Genomic DNA, 18496 nt, shown 5'->3' on the forward strand with positions numbered 1-18496 from the left:
CATGCATGCGATGCAGTACGAGATCACGCTTCCGGCCGACTACGACATGGCCGTCATCCGCGACAGGGTCGCCACCAAAGGCCACCTGCTGGACAACTACCCGGGGCTCGGGACCAAGGCGTACCTGATCCGCGAACGCGGCGTCGACGACTCACCCGTCAACCAGTACGCACCGTTCTACCTCTGGAACACCCCCGAGGGCATGAACTCGTTCCTCTGGGGCCCAGGATTCCAGGGCATCGTCGACGACTTCGGCCGACCGGAGGTGCAGCACTGGACGGGTCTGGCTTTCGTGGAGGGAGTCGCCTCGGATGCCGCCTCGTCCGCGAAGACGGCGAAGACGGCGAAGACGGCGAAATCGGCGGATGCAGCGAAGGCAATGAAGACCGCGAAGGCCGCGATACGACGTCGCATGCGCATCCCCGCTGGGGCCCACGTCGGCTCCTTGGCCGCCGAACTCGTCAGCCAGGCAGAGCAGTTGGCGCGTCAGGACGGAGCGATCTACGCGGCCGCGGCCATCGACCCGCGAACGTGGGAGGCACTGCACTTCTCCGTCTGGGATCACGCATCACCCAAGGGGCAGGGCGATGTGTTCCAGGTGCTGCACCTGTCCGCACCGGAGCGACATCTGCTCCCCAAGGGGCAGCAGTGGTGAACGCGATTCGCACGGTCCTGGGAGACACGGCCCCGGCAGACCTCGGCACCTGTGACGCCCACGACCACCTGTTCCTGACGAGCCCTCAACTACCCGGCCAGGAGCTGGACTCGCTCACGTCGGGGGCGCAGGAGCTCGCAGCCTTCCGGGATGCCGGCGGCGAGAGTCTGATCCAGTGGACACCGCACGGGATGGGGCGCCGCACAGGCGACCTGCCCGAGCTGTCCCGGCTGTCGGGCATACGCATTGTCGCGGCCACGGGGCTCCATCAAGCGGCCAACTACGCACCGGAGTTGCTCGGCCGCCTCCGCACGGACGGGCTCGCGGAGCTCTTCGTGCGGGAGGTGACCGAGGGCATCGCCGACACGGGCGTGCGGGCAGGGCTGATCAAGGTCGCGGGCGGGTTCCACGGTCTGGACGCGCACGCCCGCTGGACCATGGAAGCGGCGGCCGAGGCCCACCACGCGACCGGCGCACCCATCGCCGTCCACCTGGAACTCGGCACAGGCGCGCTGGACGTAATCGACTTGCTGTGCGGCGAGTTGAACGTCCCACCGAATCGCCTGATCCTGGGTCACCTGAACCGCTCCCCCGACCTCGCGATCCACCACCAGGCGGCCGAAGCAGGCGCGTACCTCGCCTTCGACGGCCCCTCCCGCGCCAACCACGCCACGGACTGGCGCATGCCGGAAGCCGTACAGGCCCTGACCGAGGCGGGCTTCGCTGACCAACTGCTCCTGGGCGGCGACACGACAACGGCCGCAGCCCGCGCGGTGAACGGCGGCCCAGGCCTGCCGCACCTGCTGCGCAGGGTACGACCACGACTCGAACTCGCCGTGGGTGAAGCCGTGGTCGGACGGATGCTGAGGGAGAATCCGGCACGGGCGTTCGCGGTGGAGTGGACGTAGAGAGCGGCTGATCGCTTCACTGCCGCCACTCCGTGCCGCTCGCCCCGGACCGTCCGGCCGCTCAGACGCTCGCGGTGTGGAAGCCCGCCGCCAAGTGCGCGAGCAGCCGCGCGGGTGCGTCGTCCTGGATGGTGTGGCCCGCGGCGTCCACCCAGGTCAGTTCGGCATGCGGGATGCGTGACCGGAGGAACTCGGCGAACTCCGTTGGCAGCAGGCGGTCTTCGCGGCCCCAGATGATGCGCGTCGGCACGGCCACCCCGCCGAGGAGAGGCTCGAGTTCGTCCGTCTGGGACTGCTCGAACTGGCGGTACTGGCGGTAGAAGGCCGCCTGGCCTTCCTTGCCGCGCCAGGGGTCGATGTACGCGTCCAGCACGCCCGGCCGGTAGCCGGTGTGCGTGGCGTGGCGGAGGTGGCTGGCCACCAGTGCCTCGTGGGCGTAGTCGGGGAGTTGCTCGAAGACGTGCGCGTTCTCGCGGATGAGCTTGAAGTAGCCCGTCCCCCATGCACCGCCACCGACCGCGTCCACCAGCGTGAGGTCCCCGAACTCCGCGCCCTCGATGAGCAGCGCCCGCAACGCCACCGCCCCGCCCACATCGTGCGCGACGACGCTGGGGCGGGACAGCCCCCAGTGCGCGAGCAGGCGGGCGAAGATCCTTCCCTGCGCCGCCAGACCGACGTCCTGCCCCTCCCGCTGCTCCGACTGCCCGAAGCCGAGCAGATCCCAGACGTAGACCTTGCGCGTACGGGCGAGGGCGGGGGCGATCTCGCGCCAGATGTACGACGAGAACGGCGAACCGTGCAGGAGGACCACCGGGTCGCCCTCCCCGAACGACGCCCACCTCACGTAACCGTCCGCCGTCTCGAACTTCTCCTCCAAGTGCCACGTCACTGGGTACCTCCCGCTGGTTGGGAATCCGCTCCGTCTGGTGGGGAATCCGCTCCGTCTGGTGGGGAATCCGCTCCGTTTACATGCCCTGCTGCTCGTCCTGCTTCTCCCCCTGGTGATTGACGTTACCAGTAGAAGTGGTTAAGGGGTAACTCCCTTCACTCCCTTGGATGCCTTGGCTCCCCGTGGATCCCTTAGCTCCCTTGGCGTACGCGTATTGCACTGGGCGTTCCAAAACCTGTACGGTACCGACATGGCCCGACCGAGAACCTTCGACGAGGAGCGGGCCCTGGACGCGGCGATGCACGCCTTCTGGGCGAATGGCTACGAGGCCACCTCGACCCAGGACCTGTGTGACGCCACCGGCCTGGGCCGCAGCAGCATCTACAACACCTTCAGCAGCAAGCACGAACTGTTCCAGCGGGCCCTGGCCCGCTACATGGACTCCATGACGTCCATCCAGATCGAGATCCTGGAGGACACGGAGCGCCCCCCGATGGAGCGCCTTCGCGCCCTGTTCACCCGAATCGTCGACTCCGAGTTCGAGTGCCGCGAGGACGGGCACAGCATCGGCTGCCTGACCGTCAACACCACAGTGGAGCTCGCCGGGCGCGACCCCGAGGCCGCCGAGATGCTCGCTCGCGACCTCGCGGTGCGGCTTGCCGCCATCGGCGCCGTCATTCGTGCGGGACAGAGCGGCGGCGACGTCACCTCCACGCGGGACGCGGGCGACCTGGCCCGTTTCCTGAACGCCGTCATCGGCGGCATGCGGATCGCCGCACAGGGCGGCGCCGATCACGCAGCTCTCACGGGCATCGCCGATACTGCCCTGGACGCCTTGACCCGCTGACCTCGCCGGCCGCACAGGGCTCGCTGACCTCGCTGACCTCCTTGACCTCACCGACCTGGCCGGCCTCGCCGGTCACCTCGCCAGCCCCCTGCGATCACCTCTACCCCTTCACCCCGAGCCGAGCTCTCGCACGCCCATGTTTTGCACTGATCAGTTCATAACTCATCGACAGGAGCCCTCATGCCCCGCGCCGTCTATCTCCTGGCCCTCGGCATCTTCGCCATGGTGACCAGCGAGTTCGTGGTCGCCGGTCTCATGCCGCAAATGGCCGACGGACTCGACGCCACGATTCCGGAGGTCGGCTACCTGATCACCGCCTTCGCCGCAGCGATGGCGTTCGGCGGGCCCTTCCTCACGATCGCTCTGCTGAAGATGCGTCAGAAGTCGGCCCTGATAGTCCTGTTCGGCATCTTCCTGGCAGGCAACGTCCTCGCCGCCCTGGCCCCGGACTACCGCACCATGCTGGTGGCCCGCGTCATCACGGGTGTCGCGTCGCAGGCCTTCTTCGGCGTCTCCATCTCCCTGTGCGCGCAGCTCACCCGACCCGAAGTCCGGGGCAGGGCCATCGCGGTGGCCCTCAACGGGCTGATGCTGGGCACGCTCCTCGGACTGCCGCTCTCCACCGTCATCGGTGAACACCTGGGCTGGCGGGCCGCGTTCTGGGCCATCACCGGCCTGACCGTGCTCGCCGCGCTCGCCACCCTGGCCGGGGTGCCCCGCATGGAACGCGCCGACGACGGCGGAGGCGACCTGCGCCACGAACTGGGCGCCTTCCGCAACCCCAGGCTCTGGCTCACTCTCACCACAAGCACCTTCATCATCGGCGCCACGTTCTCCGCCTTCAGCTACCTCAACCCGATCCTCACCGAGGTCACCGGTTTCTCCACGGGCACCGTCCCGCTGCTGCTCATCGCGTACGGAGCGGCCACCGTCATCGGCAACACCATCGTCGGCCGGTTCGCCGACAAGCGCACTGTGCCGGTCCTGCTCACCGGCCTGCTGCTCAACCTGGCTTTCCTCGCCGGATTCGCCATACTCGCCCACCTGAGCGTTGCTGCCGTGGTGTTGATGATGGGCATCGGCCTGGTCGGAGTCACCATGAACCCGGCTCTGGTCACCCGCGTCCAGCGCACGGGCAACGCACGGCCGCTGGTCAACACCGTCCACTCCTCGTTCATCACCCTCGGCATCATCATCGCGACGTCCGTGGGTGGACCCGCCATCGACACGTTCGGTCTGCGGGCACCGCTCTGGATCGGCGCCGCCCTCGCCGCCCTCGGTCTGGTCACGCTGCTGCCCGATCTGCTGCGGTTGCGCGACGGCCGAAACACGCCTGCCGCCACGGCAGTTGCCCCCGCGCGCCCGGCCGCGGCCACGGCCACGGCCGCGTCCACGGAGGAATCCGCCCGCGTCTAGCCCAGCGCCCCGAGGGGGTCGTCGAGCACTGGCTGCCAGGCCAACTCGGCGGCCCCCACCAGGCTGTTGTGGTCCAGTGTGCAGGCCAGGATCGGTACGCCGCCGCTGCGTCCCCACAGACTCCGGTCCGCGACGACGGCGCGCAGCCGCTCGGGGTCGGCCTCAAGGAGCGCGCGGTGCAGGCCGCCCAGGATGATGCGGTCCGGGTTGAGGATGTTCACCAGGCCCGCGAGCCCCAGGCCGAGGCGGTCGATGAGTTCCTCGGCCGCCGCACGGACCGCCGGGTCCGCGCCCCCGTCCCGGAGCAGTTCGCGGGCCTGCAGCAACAGCCCCTCGGGGCCCGGCTCGCGGCCCGCAGCGGTGAGGAAGGCCAGCGGGTCCGTCTCGACATCCAGGCAGCCCCGACTGCCGCAGTGGCAGGGGCGTCCCTCCGGGTTGACCGTGAGGTGGCCGACCTCGAGCGCGAGGCCCGAACTCCCCGTGTGCAGGCGCCCGTCGAGGACGAGCGCGCCGCCGACCCCCCGGTGTCCGGTCGCGACGCACAGCAGATCGCGGGCGCCGCGCCCGGCGCCGTGCCGGTGCTCGGCGAGCGCGGCGAGGTTGACGTCATTGGCGGCGAACGCGGGCCCGGCGATCCCCGCGTCCCGTACACAGTCGGCGAAGATCTGGCGGACCTGCGAGCCGGCGGGCCACGCCAGGTGCAGCGGGTTGAGCGCCGTGCCCTCCGGTGCGGCGACGGCCGAGGGCACGGCGAGGCCCGCGCCCACACACCGTCTGCCGGTCTCCCGCAGCAGTTGCGCACCCGCGTCGATGACCGAGCCGAGCACCTGTGCCGGGTCGGCGTCGATCGTCTCGCAGCCGGGCGCGGTGGCGACGATCCGGCCGCCGAGCCCGACGAGCGCCGCCCGGAAACCGTCGGAGTGCACCTGCGCGGCGAGCGCCACCGGGCCGTCGCCCGCGATGGAAAGCCCGTGCGAGGGGCGGCCTTGAGAACCCGCGGGCGCGCTCGGCCTCGCGTCGATCCTGATCAGACCGAGCGCCTCCAGCTCGGCGGCGACGGCGCCCGCCGTGGCGCGGGTGACGCCGAGTTCGGCGGTGAGCACGGCGCGGGTCGGGGCACGCCCGGTGTGGACGAGCTCAAGAGCGGGACCGAGCGCGCCGCGCCCTCGCTCCAGGCGCGTGCGCGTGGACAGATCCCCCTCGGTGCGGGAGGCAGCCTTGCCGTTCATGAGGGCGAGTCTCCCATGATCCGTACGCCGCCTCGCCGTTCAGTGGTCACCTGCACGCGCACCGCCATCTCCCTGCCCTTCCCCTGCCGCCTCACGAGAACCTCCCACTCACGCGCGCCCGCCACCTCAACGAGCGCCCTCCCGCACGAGACCCACGAGGCCACTCCGCCCGGCCTCCGCCCGGACTCCACCCGGACCCCGCCCGGCCCCGCCCGGACTCCACCCGGACCCCGCCCGGCCCCGCCCGGACTCCACCCGGACTCCACCCGGACCCCGCCCGGACTCCACCCGGAAATCCGCCCGGACCCACCGGTGACCGCCGCCTCACGGGAACTGTCTTGTACGCCACGGGGGCGCACCTCTACCCTGACTTTGTGCCGCTACTAAACAAAACCACGTCCGCAGCGTCGCGGGCCACTCCCCCGGGCCTTGCCCGGCTCCGTGTCGCACTCACCGTCTTCTTCGCACTCGACGGCTTCATCTTCGCCGGATGGGTCGTCCGCATCCCCGCCATCAAGGAACAGACCGGCGCCTCGGCGAGCGACCTCGGGCTCGCCCTGCTCGGGGTCTCCGCCGGTGCCGTGATCACGATGACGCTCACCGGACGGCTCTGCCGCCGCTTCGGGAGCCATCCGGTGACCGTGGCCTGCGGGGTCCTGATGCCGCTGAGCATCGCGCTGCCGCCGCTGACGCACTCGGCACTCTCGCTCGGGCTCGTGCTCCTGGTGTTCGGTGCCGCTTACGGCGGGATCAACGTGGCGATGAACAGCGCCGCCGTAGACCTGGTGGCCGCCCTGCGGCGCCCCATCATGCCCAGCTTCCACGCCGCCTTCAGCCTGGGCGGCATGGTCGGCGCCGGGCTCGGCGGGCTCATCGCCGGCTCCCTCTCGCCCACGCGCCACCTGCTCGGCCTCACCGTGATCGGCCTGGTCGTCACCGCCGTCGCGGGACGCACTCTGCTGCGCCTCGAACCTCCGGCCCCGCCCAGCGATGTCCACCGCGAGGACAGCGCCCCCCGCCGCCTGGACAGCCGTACCCGCGGCCTGGTTCTCGTCTTCGGCCTCATCGCGCTCTGCACCGCCTTCGGCGAGGGAGCGCTCGCCGACTGGGGCGCCCTCCACCTCGAACAGGACCTGGCAGCCCACCCCGGCATCGCCGCCGCCGGCTACTCCTGCTTCGCGCTCGCCATGACCATCGGCCGCCTCAGCGGAACCACCCTCCTCGAACGCCTCGGCCAGACCCCCATACTCGTCGCCGGCGGCACCACCGCCGCCGCCGGCATGCTCCTGGGCGCACTCGCCCCCACCGTCTGGCTCGCCCTCATCGGCTTCGCCATCACCGGGCTCGGACTCGCCAACATCTTCCCCGTAGCCGTCGAACGCGCCGGAGCCCACGCCGGACCCAGCGGCGTCGCCACCGCCTCCACCCTCGGCTACGGCGGCATGCTCCTCGGCCCACCCGCCATCGGCTTCATGGCCGACTGGTTCACCCTGCCCACAGCCCTCACCAGCGTCGCCGTACTCGCAGCACTCGCCGCCCTCATCGGCTACACCACCCGCCACTGACGGACGTCGTGTGCCGCGCTCGCCGAACAGGTCGGCGGCCATGAGGTCTTGGCCGCGCCCTGCACCGTGCCTTCGCCGACGGTGCGAGCGTCATGGCCTACGTACGGCCGACCGGCTCCGCCGAGATCTGCCGCATAAGGCCCATCATGTCCGGCGCGACCCACTCCTCGGCGATCTTGTCGCCCTCGAATCGGTAGATCTCGATGCTCCGGAAGCTGACCGGCCGGCCTGTCGCCTCCACGCCCTGGAAGGTGCCCTCGTGCGTCCCGGTGACGTGGACCCGTACCACCACCTTGTCATCGGCTCCGAACGCGTCCTCGACATCGATCTTCAAGTCGGGGAAACCTTCCAGCATGCCCTGGGACCCGTACCGCCAGATCTCCCGGCCGTGCAGCGGCTCCGGGGCCCCGGGGACGTTGGCCACGAAGGCCTCCGCCAGCATCTCGACACACGCGTCGAGATCGCCGCACTCCAGCGTCCGGTAGGCCGTGCGCAACAGGGTCAGGTTCTTCTCGACGGATGTGTCCATCTCGACGGTGGTGTCCATCTCAGTGTCCTCTCCAAAGGAGTTCGCCCCGACAAAGGAGATCGCCCCGACGAGCGCGGTGTGCGCTCCGATCCGCATGGCTCTCAGTAGAGACCTTGCCGCTGCGTCAAGGTCAAGTCGGGGCGCTTGCGGGCGAACCGCCAGGTGTACATCGCCCGGCGCAGTCGTCGATGCGGACGAAGCGGTCGAAGACCCGCTCCCGGTCGCCGGCGGCTATGCCCGGCCCCTCGTCGGTCACCCTCACCTGCGCCGCGCCGGAGGAGACGGAGACGTCGAGGGACACCTTCGTACCGGCGGGTGCGTGTTCGGCGGCGTTGGTGAGGAGGTTGTCGAGGGCCTGCCGGATGCGCAGCGGGTCGAGGCGCAGCCGGACCGGGTCGGGGCCGGCCGTCATGGTCAGCTCGTGGTCGGGGTGCGCGGCGTGGAAGGCGTTCGCCGTCCCGCCCGCCAGCTCCCCCAGGTCCGCGTCCGCAAGCCGCAGCGGTACCTCGGCCTCGGATCCGTCCAAGCGGGCGAGCAGCAGCAGGTCGCCCCGGAGGAGACCCATCCTGGCGGCCTCGGTGCGCAGGCGGGCCAGGTGCTTCTCGCGTTCCGCCTGCTCGTTGGCGGCCGCGTACTGCGGCCGCGTTCCACCAGATGCTCCATGGCCGAGAACACGAGATGATCAAGACGCTGTTCGAGCCCTGAGTCCGGGAGCCGGTCATGAGGCCGGTGCCGGGGGCCGGGACGGGGGCGGCCGAGAGGAAGGAGCGTCACCACGCCCATGTCGCATTCCACGCAGTCCTTGTCAGGTCTGACCGCGCTCGTCACAGGCGGCTCGCGGGGCCTCGGCCTGCTGATGGCCGACCGGCTCGCCGCACGCGGCAGCACGGTGGTGATCGCCGCGCGCGACCCCGAAGAGCTGGCCTCCGCCCAGAAGAAGCTGCGGGCCCGCCGGCACGGCGCCGCCATCCATACCGCGGTCTGTGACGTCCGGGACCAAGAAGCCGTGCACCTCATGTTCCGGGCCGCTCACGACACGTGCGGCGGCCCCGACATCGTCATCGCCAATGCCGGGATCATCCAGGTGGCCCCTCTGGAGGCCATTGGGGCCGCGGAGTTCAGGGACGCCATGGAGACCATGTACATGGGTGCCGTGCACACCGGCCTCGAGGCCCTTCCCTACCTCAGGGAGAGCGAGCAGGGCGGACGACTGGCTCTGATCTCGTCGGTGGGTGGTCTGCTGGGAGTGCCCCACCTGCTGCCCTATGCCTGCGCGAAGGCCGCGACCGGCGTCCTGGCCGAGGGCCTGCACGCGGAAGCCGCGGCCGGCGGTGTGAGTGTGACCGCTGTCTATCCCGGGCTGATGCGGACCGGCTCACATCTTCAGGCCCAGTTCGGTGGCGCGCACAGCAGCGAGTTCGGCTGGTTCTCGGCACTGGCGGGTGCGCCGGTGATCTCGATGAACGCGCAGCGAGCCGCGGAACGCATCGTCAAGGCGGTGCTCACGCGCCGCACCCGCCTGGTCCTGACCCCCGCGGCACGCGCTGCCGATCTGGCCCACGGCCTGGCGCCCGCCGCGGTCACCCGCCTCAACGGCGTGCTGGCCCGACTGCTCCCCGGGGCGCCCGCGGGCCACCGTCCCCTGCGTCCCGGGAAAGACGTCGCCCCGCCCGAGGGCGCCCTGAGCAGCCGGTTCCAGGCGTGGGGCAGCGCCCTGAACGACACCGCCGCGGACGCCTACAACGAGCGGGAAAGCTGAGGGAAGGTCAGCCGGTACTCAGGGCCGCACGACGGTGACGACCACCGAGTGCCACCCGCTGGCCCCGTCGGGGATGGGGCGCGTGCGTTTCTCCGTCTGTGTCTCGCCCGTCCCGTCGGTGGCGCGGACGGTGAGGGCATGGCCGCCTGATGTGGCCTTCCAGGGGAGGGACCACTGGCGCCAGGTGTCGTGTGTGTCCACGGTGACCAGATCAGCCACCTGCCACGGCCCTTCGTCGACACGGACCCCCACCTTCAGCCGGTGCGTTGCCGCGTTACGCCTGTTGCATGGGAGCACCCGTAGGCGTGTCAGTCCACGGCTGTTCGGCGGAACCCAGCGCTCTGCCGCCCGGCCGCCCGGAGCAAGCTGAGCCTATTGATCGTTGCCCTCCCCACAGGTCGTCCCGGCCGCTGCCCCCGCACCCGGCTCACGCCAGCTCTGAGAGGTCTCACCCGTGGCTCGAATGCGGCTTCCCCGGTGCCTTTCGGTGCGTCTGCCGCCGGCTGCCTTCGCGGGCGTGGGTCGTACGCTGCACGGCTGTCTCAGGGCGGCAGCGCAGGCGGTGCCGCGCGGTGGCGCCACGGTGGCCGGGATCGGCGGGAGCGCGGTGCGGCTGCTGGCAGGTGCGTCGCCCCAGCGGCTCGGCTCGCTGCTCGCGGACGCGCCGGACCGCCTCAGGTCCATCGCCACGGAACTGGCCGACTCGGGCGACATCCACACCGCCCGTCAGGTCTGGTCGCACGACGGCCACGCCCATCTGCAGGTGCGCGGCCTGACCGGACGGGGCACCGCCCATCGCGCCATCGTCAAGGCCGCGATCGTGACGCTGATGGAGACCGACGGCATCTACTGGGCCGAGGCCAACGCGGAGACGCGCCGGCTCCTGGTCATCTTCAACGAGAACCAGATGGACGTCGACCTCATCGAAGAGGTCATCGAGGGCGTGGAAGCCGCTCACGGCGTGGCCGACGAGGCTTTCCCGGCGGCGCCACAGGAGCATCCCGCCGACAACATCGAGCAGACGGCCGCGTACATCGCCCTCGCCGCCGGCCTGGTCGGGCTCGGCGTCTCCGCCGCTGGACGCCTCGTGCGGGTGCCGTCCCTGCTGCCCTACGGGGTCCGCGAGTGCTTGGTGCTTTCCGAAGCGCATCTGCGGCTGCGGCACGTCGTGGAGGAACATCTGGGACGCATCCGCGGAGATCTGCTGCTCTCGCTGGCCATCACCACGGCCCACACCTTCACCCACAACGCCGCGCCCATCGCCGTCGACGTCCTGCGGCGCAGCGCTCAGATCGTCGAGGCCCACGCTCGCCGGGCCGCCTGGGCCCGGCACGAAACGGATCTGCACTCCATCCAGTCGGTACTGCCGCACGAGTGCGTGAGACGCCCCTCACGGCCGGAGCCGCTGCCGCCCGGCCCCGTCGAAACAGTCACCGACCGCGCCGCGCTCGGCTCCCTGGCCGGGGCAGCGGCACTGCTCCTTGGCACCCGCAGTCCGTTCCGGGCCACCGAGCTCCTGATGACGACCGCGCCGCCGGCCGCCTGGCTGGGGCGGGAAGGGTACGCGGCTGTTCTGGACTGGCGCCTGGCCCGGCGCGGGGTGCTGCCGATGAACGCCGCTGTGCTGCGCCGGCTCGACCGGGTCGACACGGTCATCATCGACTCCCTCGTGCTGTGCGGCAGCCGGCCCGTCCTGCTGTCGGCGCAGGCGACGCGGACGGAGTTGGATGACACCGAGGTATGGCAGACCGCGCAAGACGTGCTCGGTGCCAAGGATGTGACCACACTTCAGAAACAGCCTCGGTGGAGCCGACGGGGCTGGACCCTGGAGCGCGAGGGCGCGCACGCGCGCCCTCTTCTGGACGGGTCCGGGACAGTGGCCTTCCACCTGCGCGACAGCCAGGACCGCCACTGCGGCACGGTCACCATCGGCTGCGGCCTCGATCCGCTGGCAGAGGCCGTACTGGAGGCGGCCCGGTCCAACGTCGACCGCGTGGTCGTCACCGAGCACGCCGGCATCGGCGAGTTGCTGCCGCTGGCCGACGAGGTGCTCCTTCCCGGCGATCTGTCCGATGAGGTCCGGCGGCTGCAGACGGAGGGCCGCGTCGTCATGGTGATCGCCGCCGGTCAGGACACCGCCCTGGCGCTGGCCGACGTCGGTGTGTCCGTGCTGCACGGCTCCCACGGGGCGAGTTGGTCCGCCGACCTCATCTGCGCGTACGAACTGGACTCCGCCTGGCTGCTCCTGCGCACCCTGGGCCCCGCCCGTCGCGTCAGCCGCCGCTCGGCCAGGACGGCCCTGGGCGGAGCAGCCATGGGCGCGCTGCTGACCCTGGTGGACGCCGCCCCCCAGCACCAGCGCCGCAAGCTCTCACCGATGCACAGCTCAGCGGCCTTCGCCCTGCTCGGAGGCGTCGTCACCGCTCGCAGAGTGGGCACCCTGCCCTCCCCGAAGCCGGCGCTGCGCGGCAGTTGGCACAGCCTCACCGCTCGCGCGACGTTTCTCAGGGTCCGCGAGTACGCCGCCTCGGAGTCGACCGCCGACGGCAAGGACGGCGCCGCGCGCCCCAGGACGAGGAGCGGGCCGCCGTCCTCCCTGCTGCCACCGAGAGCCGTTGCCCTGACCCGGGCGGTGGCGGAGGAACTGCGTGATCCACTGACTCCGGTCCTCGCCTTCGGCGCGGCCGCGTCCGCCGTGGTCGGCTCGCGTGTCGACGCGCTCCTCGTGGGCGGCGTCATGCTGGGCAGCGCCCTGGTCAGCGGTTCGCAGCGGATGAAGGCCGAACAGGCCCTGGACGAACTGCTCGACGTCGAGCGCGTCACCGTACGCCGCGCCCGCCTGACGACCACCCCGCGCGACCGCAACTGGGCGGTGGCCCTCGCCGATGAGCCCTTCGAGACGGTCACCGCCGACCGCCTCGCCGTCGGCGATGTCATCCTGCTTGGCCCCTCCGATGTCGTACCGGCCGACGCGCGGCTGCTGAGCGTCACCGACCTCGAGGTCGACGAGTCCAGCCTGACCGGCGAACCTCTGCCGGTCGACAAGGACCCGGCCCCGACTCCCGGTGCCGCTCTGGCCGAGCGCTCCTGCATGATCTACGAGGGAACCACCGTGCTCGCGGGGCACGGAAGCGCCGTCGTCACCGCGGTCGGCGCGAGCACCGAAGCCGGCCGGGCCTCCGCCGTGAGCGGCCGCGCCGCCCCCGCCACCGGTGTGCAGGCCCGCCTCGCCGACCTCACCCGTATCACCCTGCCCGCGACGGCCGCCGCGGGTGCGGTGGTCACCGGGCTCGCCCTGCTGCGGGGCACGCCGCTGCGCCAGGCGCTCGGCTCCGGCGTGTCCATCGCGGTCGCCGCGGTCCCCGAGGGCCTGCCCCTTGTCGCCACGGCGGCCCAGCTCTCCGCGGCACGCCGGCTCGGCGGTCAGGAAGTCCTGGTGCGCTCCGCCCGCGCTCTGGAGGCCCTGGGGCGCGTCGACACCGTTGCCTTCGACAAGACCGGCACGCTCACCGCGGGCCGTCTGTCGGTGACGCGCCTCGCGGACTACGGCGGCGAGGTGTCCTTCGACAGCGCCCACGCCCGTCGGCTGCTGCGCGTCAGCGGCCGTGCCTGCCCGCAGGCCGACCCCGCTACCCCCCAGGCCGTGGCGCACGCGACCGACCGGGCAGTCATCGAGGCGGTGCGCGACCACTCCGAGCCCGATCACGCCTGGTCGCTGATCCGGGAGCTCCCCTTCGAGACCAACCGCGGCTACGCGGCGGCCCTCGGCACCAACGGCAGCCGGCTGCACCTGGAGGTCAAAGGGGCCCCGGAAGTCGTCCTTGCGCGCTGCGCGACGGTGTGGGAAGCGGGCCGGGAGACGGTTGCCCTCACTGCCGCCCGACGCCTGCGCGCACAGCGCACGGTGCGGCGCCTGGCCGCGGCAGGCCTACGCGTCCTCGCCGTTGCGGAAGGCGTGCCGTCCGGCGACCGCGCGCAACACGGGGAAGACCTCGCGGCCCTGACCGACGACCTCACCCTGATCGGATTCCTCGCCTTCGCGGACGCCCCGCGGCGCACCACCACCGACGCTGTCCGCCGCCTCACCCAGGCCGGCACCCGCGCCGTGATGATCACAGGTGACCATCCCGTCACCGCCACCGCCTTGGCTGCCCAACTCGGTCTGCCCGCACCGGAGTCGGTGCTCACCGGCGCGGAGCTCGACACGCTCCCGAAACGCGACCGCGACCGGCGCATCGCGCAGACCTCCGTGTTCGCCCGCGTGTCACCGGAGCACAAGACCCGTATCGTCGAGTCCCTGCAACGCTCGGGCCATGTCGTCGCGATGACGGGCGACGGCACCAACGACGCCCCGGCGATCCGGCTCGCCGACGTCGGCATCGCCATCGCGGGACACGGGTCAACCGCCGCGCGCAGGGCGGCAGATCTGGTGCTCACCCGGGCCGACCCCTCGCGCATCGCCACCGCCATGAGCGAGGGCCGGGCCCTGTGGGGCCGGGTGCGCGACTCGGTGTCCATTCTGGTCGGCGGCAACGCGGGCGAAGTCGCCTTCACCATCCTCGGCACCGCGGTCGACGGCCGCTCGCCGCTGTCCACCCGCCAGCTGCTTCTGGTCAACATGCTCACCGACATGCTGCCGGCCCTCGCGGTCGCCCTCGCACCGTCCATGCCCCCTGGCGGCGACCAAGCGGGGCACGACGCCGGCGACACCGAGGCACAGGCCCCCGCATCGCGACAGCCGGACCAGGACGAGCCCGTGAAGGACCCGCTCAGCTCCGGCCCCGTCACCACGGTCTGGGGCACGTCCCTGGCGCACACCCTCGCCGTGCGCAGCGGGGCCACCACGCTGGGCGCGACCCTCGCCTGGGGCGCGGGCAAAGCCACCGGGCGCGTGCAGGAGGCCAGCACGATGGGCCTGGTCGCTCTCATCGGCACGCAGCTGGGGCAGACCCTGATGATGGGCCGCCACAGCCGACTGGTCACCCTGACCAGCGGGGTTTCGGGACTGGCCCTGCTGGCCGGGGTCCAGACGCCGGCGATCAGCCGCTTCTTCGGCTGCCGCCCTTTGGGGGCCGGTTCCTGGACTGTGGCCGTGGGCTCCTGCACGGCCGCCACGGCGCTCGCGATGAAGGCCGGCAGCCGCTGGGCCGGGCGGACGGATGAGGGCCGCCCGGCCGCGGGAGCCCCGAAAGAGCGCTGACGGGGCACCTGTCCGGCCGGCAGCGGCGGCGGCCCCTCCCGGCAAGAGGCGCTACGCAGCGTGACGCCGTGGTCGCGCAGGAGGTGCGGGTCAGGACGATCCATCTCAAGATGGACATCTGTCGCGATCAGAAGGAGCGATGTCCCATGGCTACAGCACGCAAGCAGACCCCTGCCAAGAAGGCGACGGCATCCCGTTCGGCGAAGACGGCCTCGTCCCGCCCGGCGGCGAAGAAGACGACGTCCCGCTCCAAGACGGCCAAGTCGACGAAGACCGCCACCAAGGCTGCCGCGAAGCCCACGTCCTCCGCAGGCAAAGCCACGGCCCGCACACGAAGCTCCGGCTCGCAGGGCGACTACACGCTGTCCATCCCGGTCGAGCGCATGGCCCGCGGTGTCGTGGACGCCACCTCCACTCCGCTGGCCGCCGCGCGCCGGGCGCTGCCCTCCCGTGACGGTCTGCCCGTCTATCTCGGCCTCGGCGGCCTGGCCGCCATCGGCGCGGTGGGCGGCCCGACAGCCGCGGCGATCGGCGTCGGCTACGCCGCACTGCGCCAATGGGGCCCCACGCGCCCCCTCCTGACGGGCGAGGGAAACGCGAACGCGCGGTAGCGCGACCCCGGACGGCCCACGGTCCGATCGCAACGGCGGAACCATCCGAACGGGGCCGCTGACTCACCCCGTGCATCCACCGGCCCACATCCGCATGAAGTAGTCACGCGGGCGGCCGGGGACTCCTGGCACGTCGAAGGGATCGAACGCGGGCATCTGCTGCGGCCTGCGCGGCGAGGCGCGGCTGCGCCGCTTCACGACATCAGGAGTGACGACATGACCGTCGCGGTCGTCCTGTTCACCTCGGATCTGCGTCTGCACGACCATCCGCCGCTGCGCGCCGCGCTGGCGGGTACCGACGAGGTGGTACCGCTGTTCGTCCGCGACCCCGGTGTGCACGCGGCCGGATTCGACGCGCCCAACCGCAGCGCCTTCCTCGCCGACTGCCTGGCCGACCTCGACGCTTCGTTGCGCCGGCGAGGTGGGCGCCTGGTCGTGCGCTCAGGGCCGGTCGCCCGGGAAGTCGCCGCGGTCGCAGCGGAGTGCGGGGCCGATGAAGTGCACATGGCCGCGGGCGTCACCAAGTACGCCCACGGGCGGGAGGAGCTGCTGCGCGACCGTCTTGGCGCACACGGCGTGGAACTGCGCGTCCATGACAGCGTGATCACCGCCGTCGCTCCCGGAACCCTGACGCCGTCGGGCTCGGACCACTACGCCGTGTTCACCCCCTACTTCCGCCGCTGGTCGGGCGTTCGGCTGAGGGAGACCTGTCCGGCGCCACGCACGGTGCGCGTTCCCGACGCTGTACGCGGCGATCGGCTGCCGTCCCGCGGCACGGGTGCCGACATCTCGCCGGGCGTCCCCCACGGGGGCGAGAAGGCGGGACGCGAGTTGTTCGCACGCTGGAATCGTTCGGGGCTTTCGACGTACGAGGAACGACACGACGACCTGGCGGGCGACGCGACATCCCGGCTTTCGCCGTACCTGCACTTCGGGGCCCTGTCACCGGTCGAACTCGTCCAGCGGGCCCGCACGCACGGTGGTCCGGGAGCGGAGGCGTTCGTCCGTCAGCTGTGCTGGCGCGACTTCCACCACCAAGTGCTGGCATCGAGGCCCGAGGCGTCCGTCCAGGACTACCGCACCCGGCACGACCGATGGCGCGGCGAGGACGACGCGGCCATGGACATCGCCGCGTGGAGAGAGGGCCGTACCGGCTATCCGCTCGTCGACGCGGGGATGCGCCAACTGCGTCACGAGGGCTGGATGCACAACCGCGCACGCCTCCTGACGGCGAGCTTCCTGACCAAGACGCTGTACGTGGACTGGCGGATCGGCGCCCGGCACTTCCTCGACCTGCTGGTCGACGGCGACATCACCAACAACCAGCTCAACTGGCAGTGGGTGGCGGGAACCGGCACCGACACCCGGCCCCACCGCGTCCTCAATCCGGTGGTTCAGGGCAAACGCTTCGACCCGCAGGGTGCCTACGTCCGCCGATGGGTGTCCGAACTCAAGGACGTGGAGGGCCGGTTGGTGCACGAGCCCTGGCGGCTCCCTGAGAGCCAGCGCGCCCGCCTCGACTATCCCGCACCGCTGATCGACCTCGCCGACGGTCTCACGCGCTTCAAAGAAGCCCGTGGTCGCGACTGAAAAGAGACTCGCGCGCACTCCATCCGGCACAATCCCGCACATGGAGATCTCCGAGCACCTTGAAGTTCTTGACGCGGAAGGCAAGTTGCTGGCCCGCACCGCCGAAACGGCCGGGACTGAGGCCAAAGTGGCCACCTGTCCCGGCTGGGCGGTGCGGGACCTGCTGAAACACACGGGAGCGGTGCACCGCTGGGCCGCCGCGTACATCACCGAGGGCCACGAATCCCGGTTGCCCCTCGGGGATGCGCCCGATCTGGACGGCGCCGCACTGGCCGACTGGTACCGGCAGGCGCACGGCGACCTGGTCGGCACGCTGCGTGCCGCCGCGCCCGACGTCCGGTGCTGGGCGTTCCTGCCCGCGCCGTCCCCGCTCGCCTTCTGGGCACGGCGGCAGGCGCACGAGACGACGATCCACCGCGTGGACGCCGAGTCCGCGCGCGGGGGTGAGCCGTCGCCGGTCGGCACGGCGTTCGCCGCGGACGGGATCGACGAGCTGCTCCGCGGTTTTCACGCGCGTGAACGCAGCAGGGCGCGTACGCCGGAACCCCGGGTCCTGCGCGTGCGGGCGACGGACGCCGGCCCGGACGCCGTGTGGACCGTTCGCCTGTCCCAGGAGCCGGCCGTCACGGAACGGGGCGAGGACGGCCGGGCCGACTGCGAGGTATCGGGACCGGCGGAGCGCCTCTACCTCGCGCTGTGGAACCGCGCGCCGTTCCCGCACGTCAGCGGCGACACCGCACTGAGCGCGCTGTGGAGCGAGACGTCGGGCGTGTAAGAGGGCGGGCCAGGTCGCACTAGCGGGAGTCGGGCCGCGCCAGCATCCGTTCAAGGACCGCGCGCTGCAGCGGCCGCACCTCCGCGTGCAGTTCGCGTCCCTTGCCGGTGAGCACGACCCGCACCCCGCGCCGGTCCTCACTGCACATGGCGCGCTCCACCAGACCATCCTTCTCCAGGCGGCCGACGAGGCGGGACAGCGCGCTCTGGCTCAGGTGCACCCGGCCCGCGATGTCCTGCACGCGGTAGGCGCAGTCGCCATCCGCCGCGGCGCCCTCGGACAGCACGTCGAGGACTTCGAAGTCGCTCGCCCCGAGGCCGTGCTCACGCAGGGCGCTGTCGATTTCGCACAGGGTGCGCGCGTGCACCGCGAGGATGTCGCGCCATTGATCCACGAGCCCTTGCTCGGCCGTCCTGAGCCCTTGCTCGGCCTTCTTCGCCGCCATGACATCGCACGGTAGCAGAGAACGCGCCCTTTGTTGCATTGGAATTAAATGCACTTGCACTCAATGCACGTGCATGTA

At 71.5% G+C, this 18496-nt stretch carries 14 protein-coding genes and 2 pseudogenes; 10 read left to right on the forward strand and 6 right to left on the reverse strand.

All coding sequences use genetic code 11. The annotated features are described in order from the left end of the window. Position 1: 1 nt before the first annotated feature. Complete coding sequence (locus ACZ5WE_RS10530) at positions 2 to 655, forward strand: DUF4865 family protein (RefSeq protein ID WP_467683842.1); 654 nt, start codon at positions 2 to 4, stop codon at positions 653 to 655. Beyond that, positions 649 to 1563 carry a phosphotriesterase family protein gene (locus tag ACZ5WE_RS10535; protein WP_467683840.1) on the forward strand — a complete coding sequence of 305 codons (915 nt, stop codon included), beginning with the start codon at positions 649 to 651 and terminating at the stop codon, positions 1561 to 1563. Before ACZ5WE_RS10530 ends, ACZ5WE_RS10535 begins: the two co-directional genes overlap by 7 nt. A 61-nt stretch (positions 1564 to 1624) precedes the next feature. Here the strand turns inward: ACZ5WE_RS10535 and ACZ5WE_RS10540 are convergent, their stop codons facing one another. Then, positions 1625 to 2452 (reverse strand): alpha/beta fold hydrolase, encoded by an 828-nt coding sequence (locus ACZ5WE_RS10540; protein ID WP_467683838.1) that lies wholly within the window; start codon positions 2450 to 2452, stop codon positions 1625 to 1627. Positions 2453 to 2702: 250 nt separating this feature from the next. Between ACZ5WE_RS10540 and ACZ5WE_RS10545 the strand changes: the two genes are divergently transcribed. Both ACZ5WE_RS10545 and ACZ5WE_RS10550 read left to right on the forward strand, forming a co-directional pair. Further along, entirely contained in the window at positions 2703 to 3299 is a 597-nt protein-coding gene (locus ACZ5WE_RS10545; RefSeq protein WP_467683836.1) for a TetR/AcrR family transcriptional regulator, read from the forward strand. Positions 3300 to 3479: 180 nt separating this feature from the next. Beyond that, complete coding sequence (locus ACZ5WE_RS10550) at positions 3480 to 4715, forward strand: MFS transporter (RefSeq protein WP_467683834.1); 1236 nt, start codon at positions 3480 to 3482, stop codon at positions 4713 to 4715. Here ACZ5WE_RS10550 and ACZ5WE_RS10555 read toward each other — a convergent pair. Then, complete coding sequence (locus tag ACZ5WE_RS10555) at positions 4712 to 5944, reverse strand: ROK family protein (RefSeq protein ID WP_467683832.1); 1233 nt, start codon at positions 5942 to 5944, stop codon at positions 4712 to 4714. The genes ACZ5WE_RS10550 and ACZ5WE_RS10555 overlap by 4 nt on opposite strands. Positions 5945 to 6318: 374 nt before the next feature. Between ACZ5WE_RS10555 and ACZ5WE_RS10560 the strand changes: the two genes are divergently transcribed. After that, a complete protein-coding gene (locus tag ACZ5WE_RS10560; RefSeq protein WP_467683830.1) occupies positions 6319 to 7509 on the forward strand; it encodes an MFS transporter in 1191 nt (396 codons plus the stop codon). A 97-nt stretch (positions 7510 to 7606) separates the two neighbouring features. Here the strand turns inward: ACZ5WE_RS10560 and ACZ5WE_RS10565 are convergent, their stop codons facing one another. Then, positions 7607 to 8134 (reverse strand): ester cyclase, encoded by a 528-nt coding sequence (locus ACZ5WE_RS10565; RefSeq protein WP_467683828.1) that lies wholly within the window; start codon positions 8132 to 8134, stop codon positions 7607 to 7609. 55 nt (positions 8135 to 8189) lie between these two features. Then, positions 8190 to 8675: pseudogene (locus ACZ5WE_RS10570) on the reverse strand (sensor histidine kinase); the annotation flags it as partial. 144 nt (positions 8676 to 8819) lie between these two features. On the opposite strand from ACZ5WE_RS10570, the gene ACZ5WE_RS10575 reads away from it, so the two are divergent. After that, entirely contained in the window at positions 8820 to 9797 is a 978-nt protein-coding gene (locus ACZ5WE_RS10575; RefSeq protein ID WP_467683826.1) for an SDR family NAD(P)-dependent oxidoreductase, read from the forward strand. Positions 9798 to 9815: 18 nt separating this feature from the next. Here the strand turns inward: ACZ5WE_RS10575 and ACZ5WE_RS10580 are convergent. Next, positions 9816 to 10052, reverse strand: a pseudogene (locus ACZ5WE_RS10580) (molybdopterin-binding oxidoreductase); the annotation flags it as partial. A gap of 262 nt (positions 10053 to 10314) precedes the next feature. Between ACZ5WE_RS10580 and ACZ5WE_RS10585 the strand changes: the two are divergent. The 4 genes from ACZ5WE_RS10585 (at position 10315) to ACZ5WE_RS10600 (ending at position 17973) form a co-directional block, all read left to right on the forward strand. Continuing rightward, on the forward strand, positions 10315 to 14997 hold the full coding sequence (locus ACZ5WE_RS10585) for a cation-translocating P-type ATPase (RefSeq protein ID WP_469157285.1): 4683 nt from the start codon (positions 10315 to 10317) through the stop codon (positions 14995 to 14997). 146 nt (positions 14998 to 15143) lie between these two features. Further along, positions 15144 to 15608: a hypothetical protein gene (locus ACZ5WE_RS10590; protein WP_467683822.1), complete on the forward strand. Its 465-nt coding sequence runs from the start codon at positions 15144 to 15146 to the stop codon at positions 15606 to 15608. A gap of 216 nt (positions 15609 to 15824) precedes the next feature. Beyond that, on the forward strand, positions 15825 to 17198 hold the full coding sequence (locus ACZ5WE_RS10595) for a cryptochrome/photolyase family protein (protein WP_467683820.1): 1374 nt from the start codon (positions 15825 to 15827) through the stop codon (positions 17196 to 17198). A gap of 40 nt (positions 17199 to 17238) precedes the next feature. Further along, on the forward strand, positions 17239 to 17973 hold the full coding sequence (locus tag ACZ5WE_RS10600) for a maleylpyruvate isomerase family mycothiol-dependent enzyme (RefSeq protein WP_467683818.1): 735 nt from the start codon (positions 17239 to 17241) through the stop codon (positions 17971 to 17973). Between the two features lie 19 nt (positions 17974 to 17992). Here the strand turns inward: ACZ5WE_RS10600 and ACZ5WE_RS10605 are convergent, their stop codons facing one another. Beyond that, positions 17993 to 18418: a MarR family winged helix-turn-helix transcriptional regulator gene (locus tag ACZ5WE_RS10605; protein WP_467683816.1), complete on the reverse strand. Its 426-nt coding sequence runs from the start codon at positions 18416 to 18418 to the stop codon at positions 17993 to 17995. Positions 18419 to 18496 lie beyond the last annotated feature (78 nt).

The sequence above is a fragment of the Streptomyces sp. NPDC033180 genome, from assembly GCF_055577645.1.

What these genes read in the sequence shown, in the direction of transcription:
- ACZ5WE_RS10595 (WP_467683820.1), top strand. Translation starts at nt 15,825, where the DNA reads ATGACCGTCGCGGTCGTCCTGTTCACCTCGGATCTGCGTCTGCACGAC.
- ACZ5WE_RS10605 (WP_467683816.1), bottom strand. Translation starts at nt 18,418, where the DNA reads ATGGCGGCGAAGAAGGCCGAGCAAGGGCTCAGGACGGCCGAGCAAGGG.
- ACZ5WE_RS10575 (WP_467683826.1), top strand. Translation starts at nt 8,820, where the DNA reads ATGTCGCATTCCACGCAGTCCTTGTCAGGTCTGACCGCGCTCGTCACA.
- ACZ5WE_RS10590 (WP_467683822.1), top strand. Translation starts at nt 15,144, where the DNA reads ATGGCTACAGCACGCAAGCAGACCCCTGCCAAGAAGGCGACGGCATCC.
- ACZ5WE_RS10545 (WP_467683836.1), top strand. Translation starts at nt 2,703, where the DNA reads ATGGCCCGACCGAGAACCTTCGACGAGGAGCGGGCCCTGGACGCGGCG.
- ACZ5WE_RS10600 (WP_467683818.1), top strand. Translation starts at nt 17,239, where the DNA reads ATGGAGATCTCCGAGCACCTTGAAGTTCTTGACGCGGAAGGCAAGTTG.
- ACZ5WE_RS10550 (WP_467683834.1), top strand. Translation starts at nt 3,480, where the DNA reads ATGCCCCGCGCCGTCTATCTCCTGGCCCTCGGCATCTTCGCCATGGTG.
- ACZ5WE_RS10555 (WP_467683832.1), bottom strand. Translation starts at nt 5,944, where the DNA reads ATGAACGGCAAGGCTGCCTCCCGCACCGAGGGGGATCTGTCCACGCGC.
- ACZ5WE_RS10530 (WP_467683842.1), top strand. Translation starts at nt 2, where the DNA reads ATGCATGCGATGCAGTACGAGATCACGCTTCCGGCCGACTACGACATG.
- ACZ5WE_RS10565 (WP_467683828.1), bottom strand. Translation starts at nt 8,134, where the DNA reads ATGCGGATCGGAGCGCACACCGCGCTCGTCGGGGCGATCTCCTTTGTC.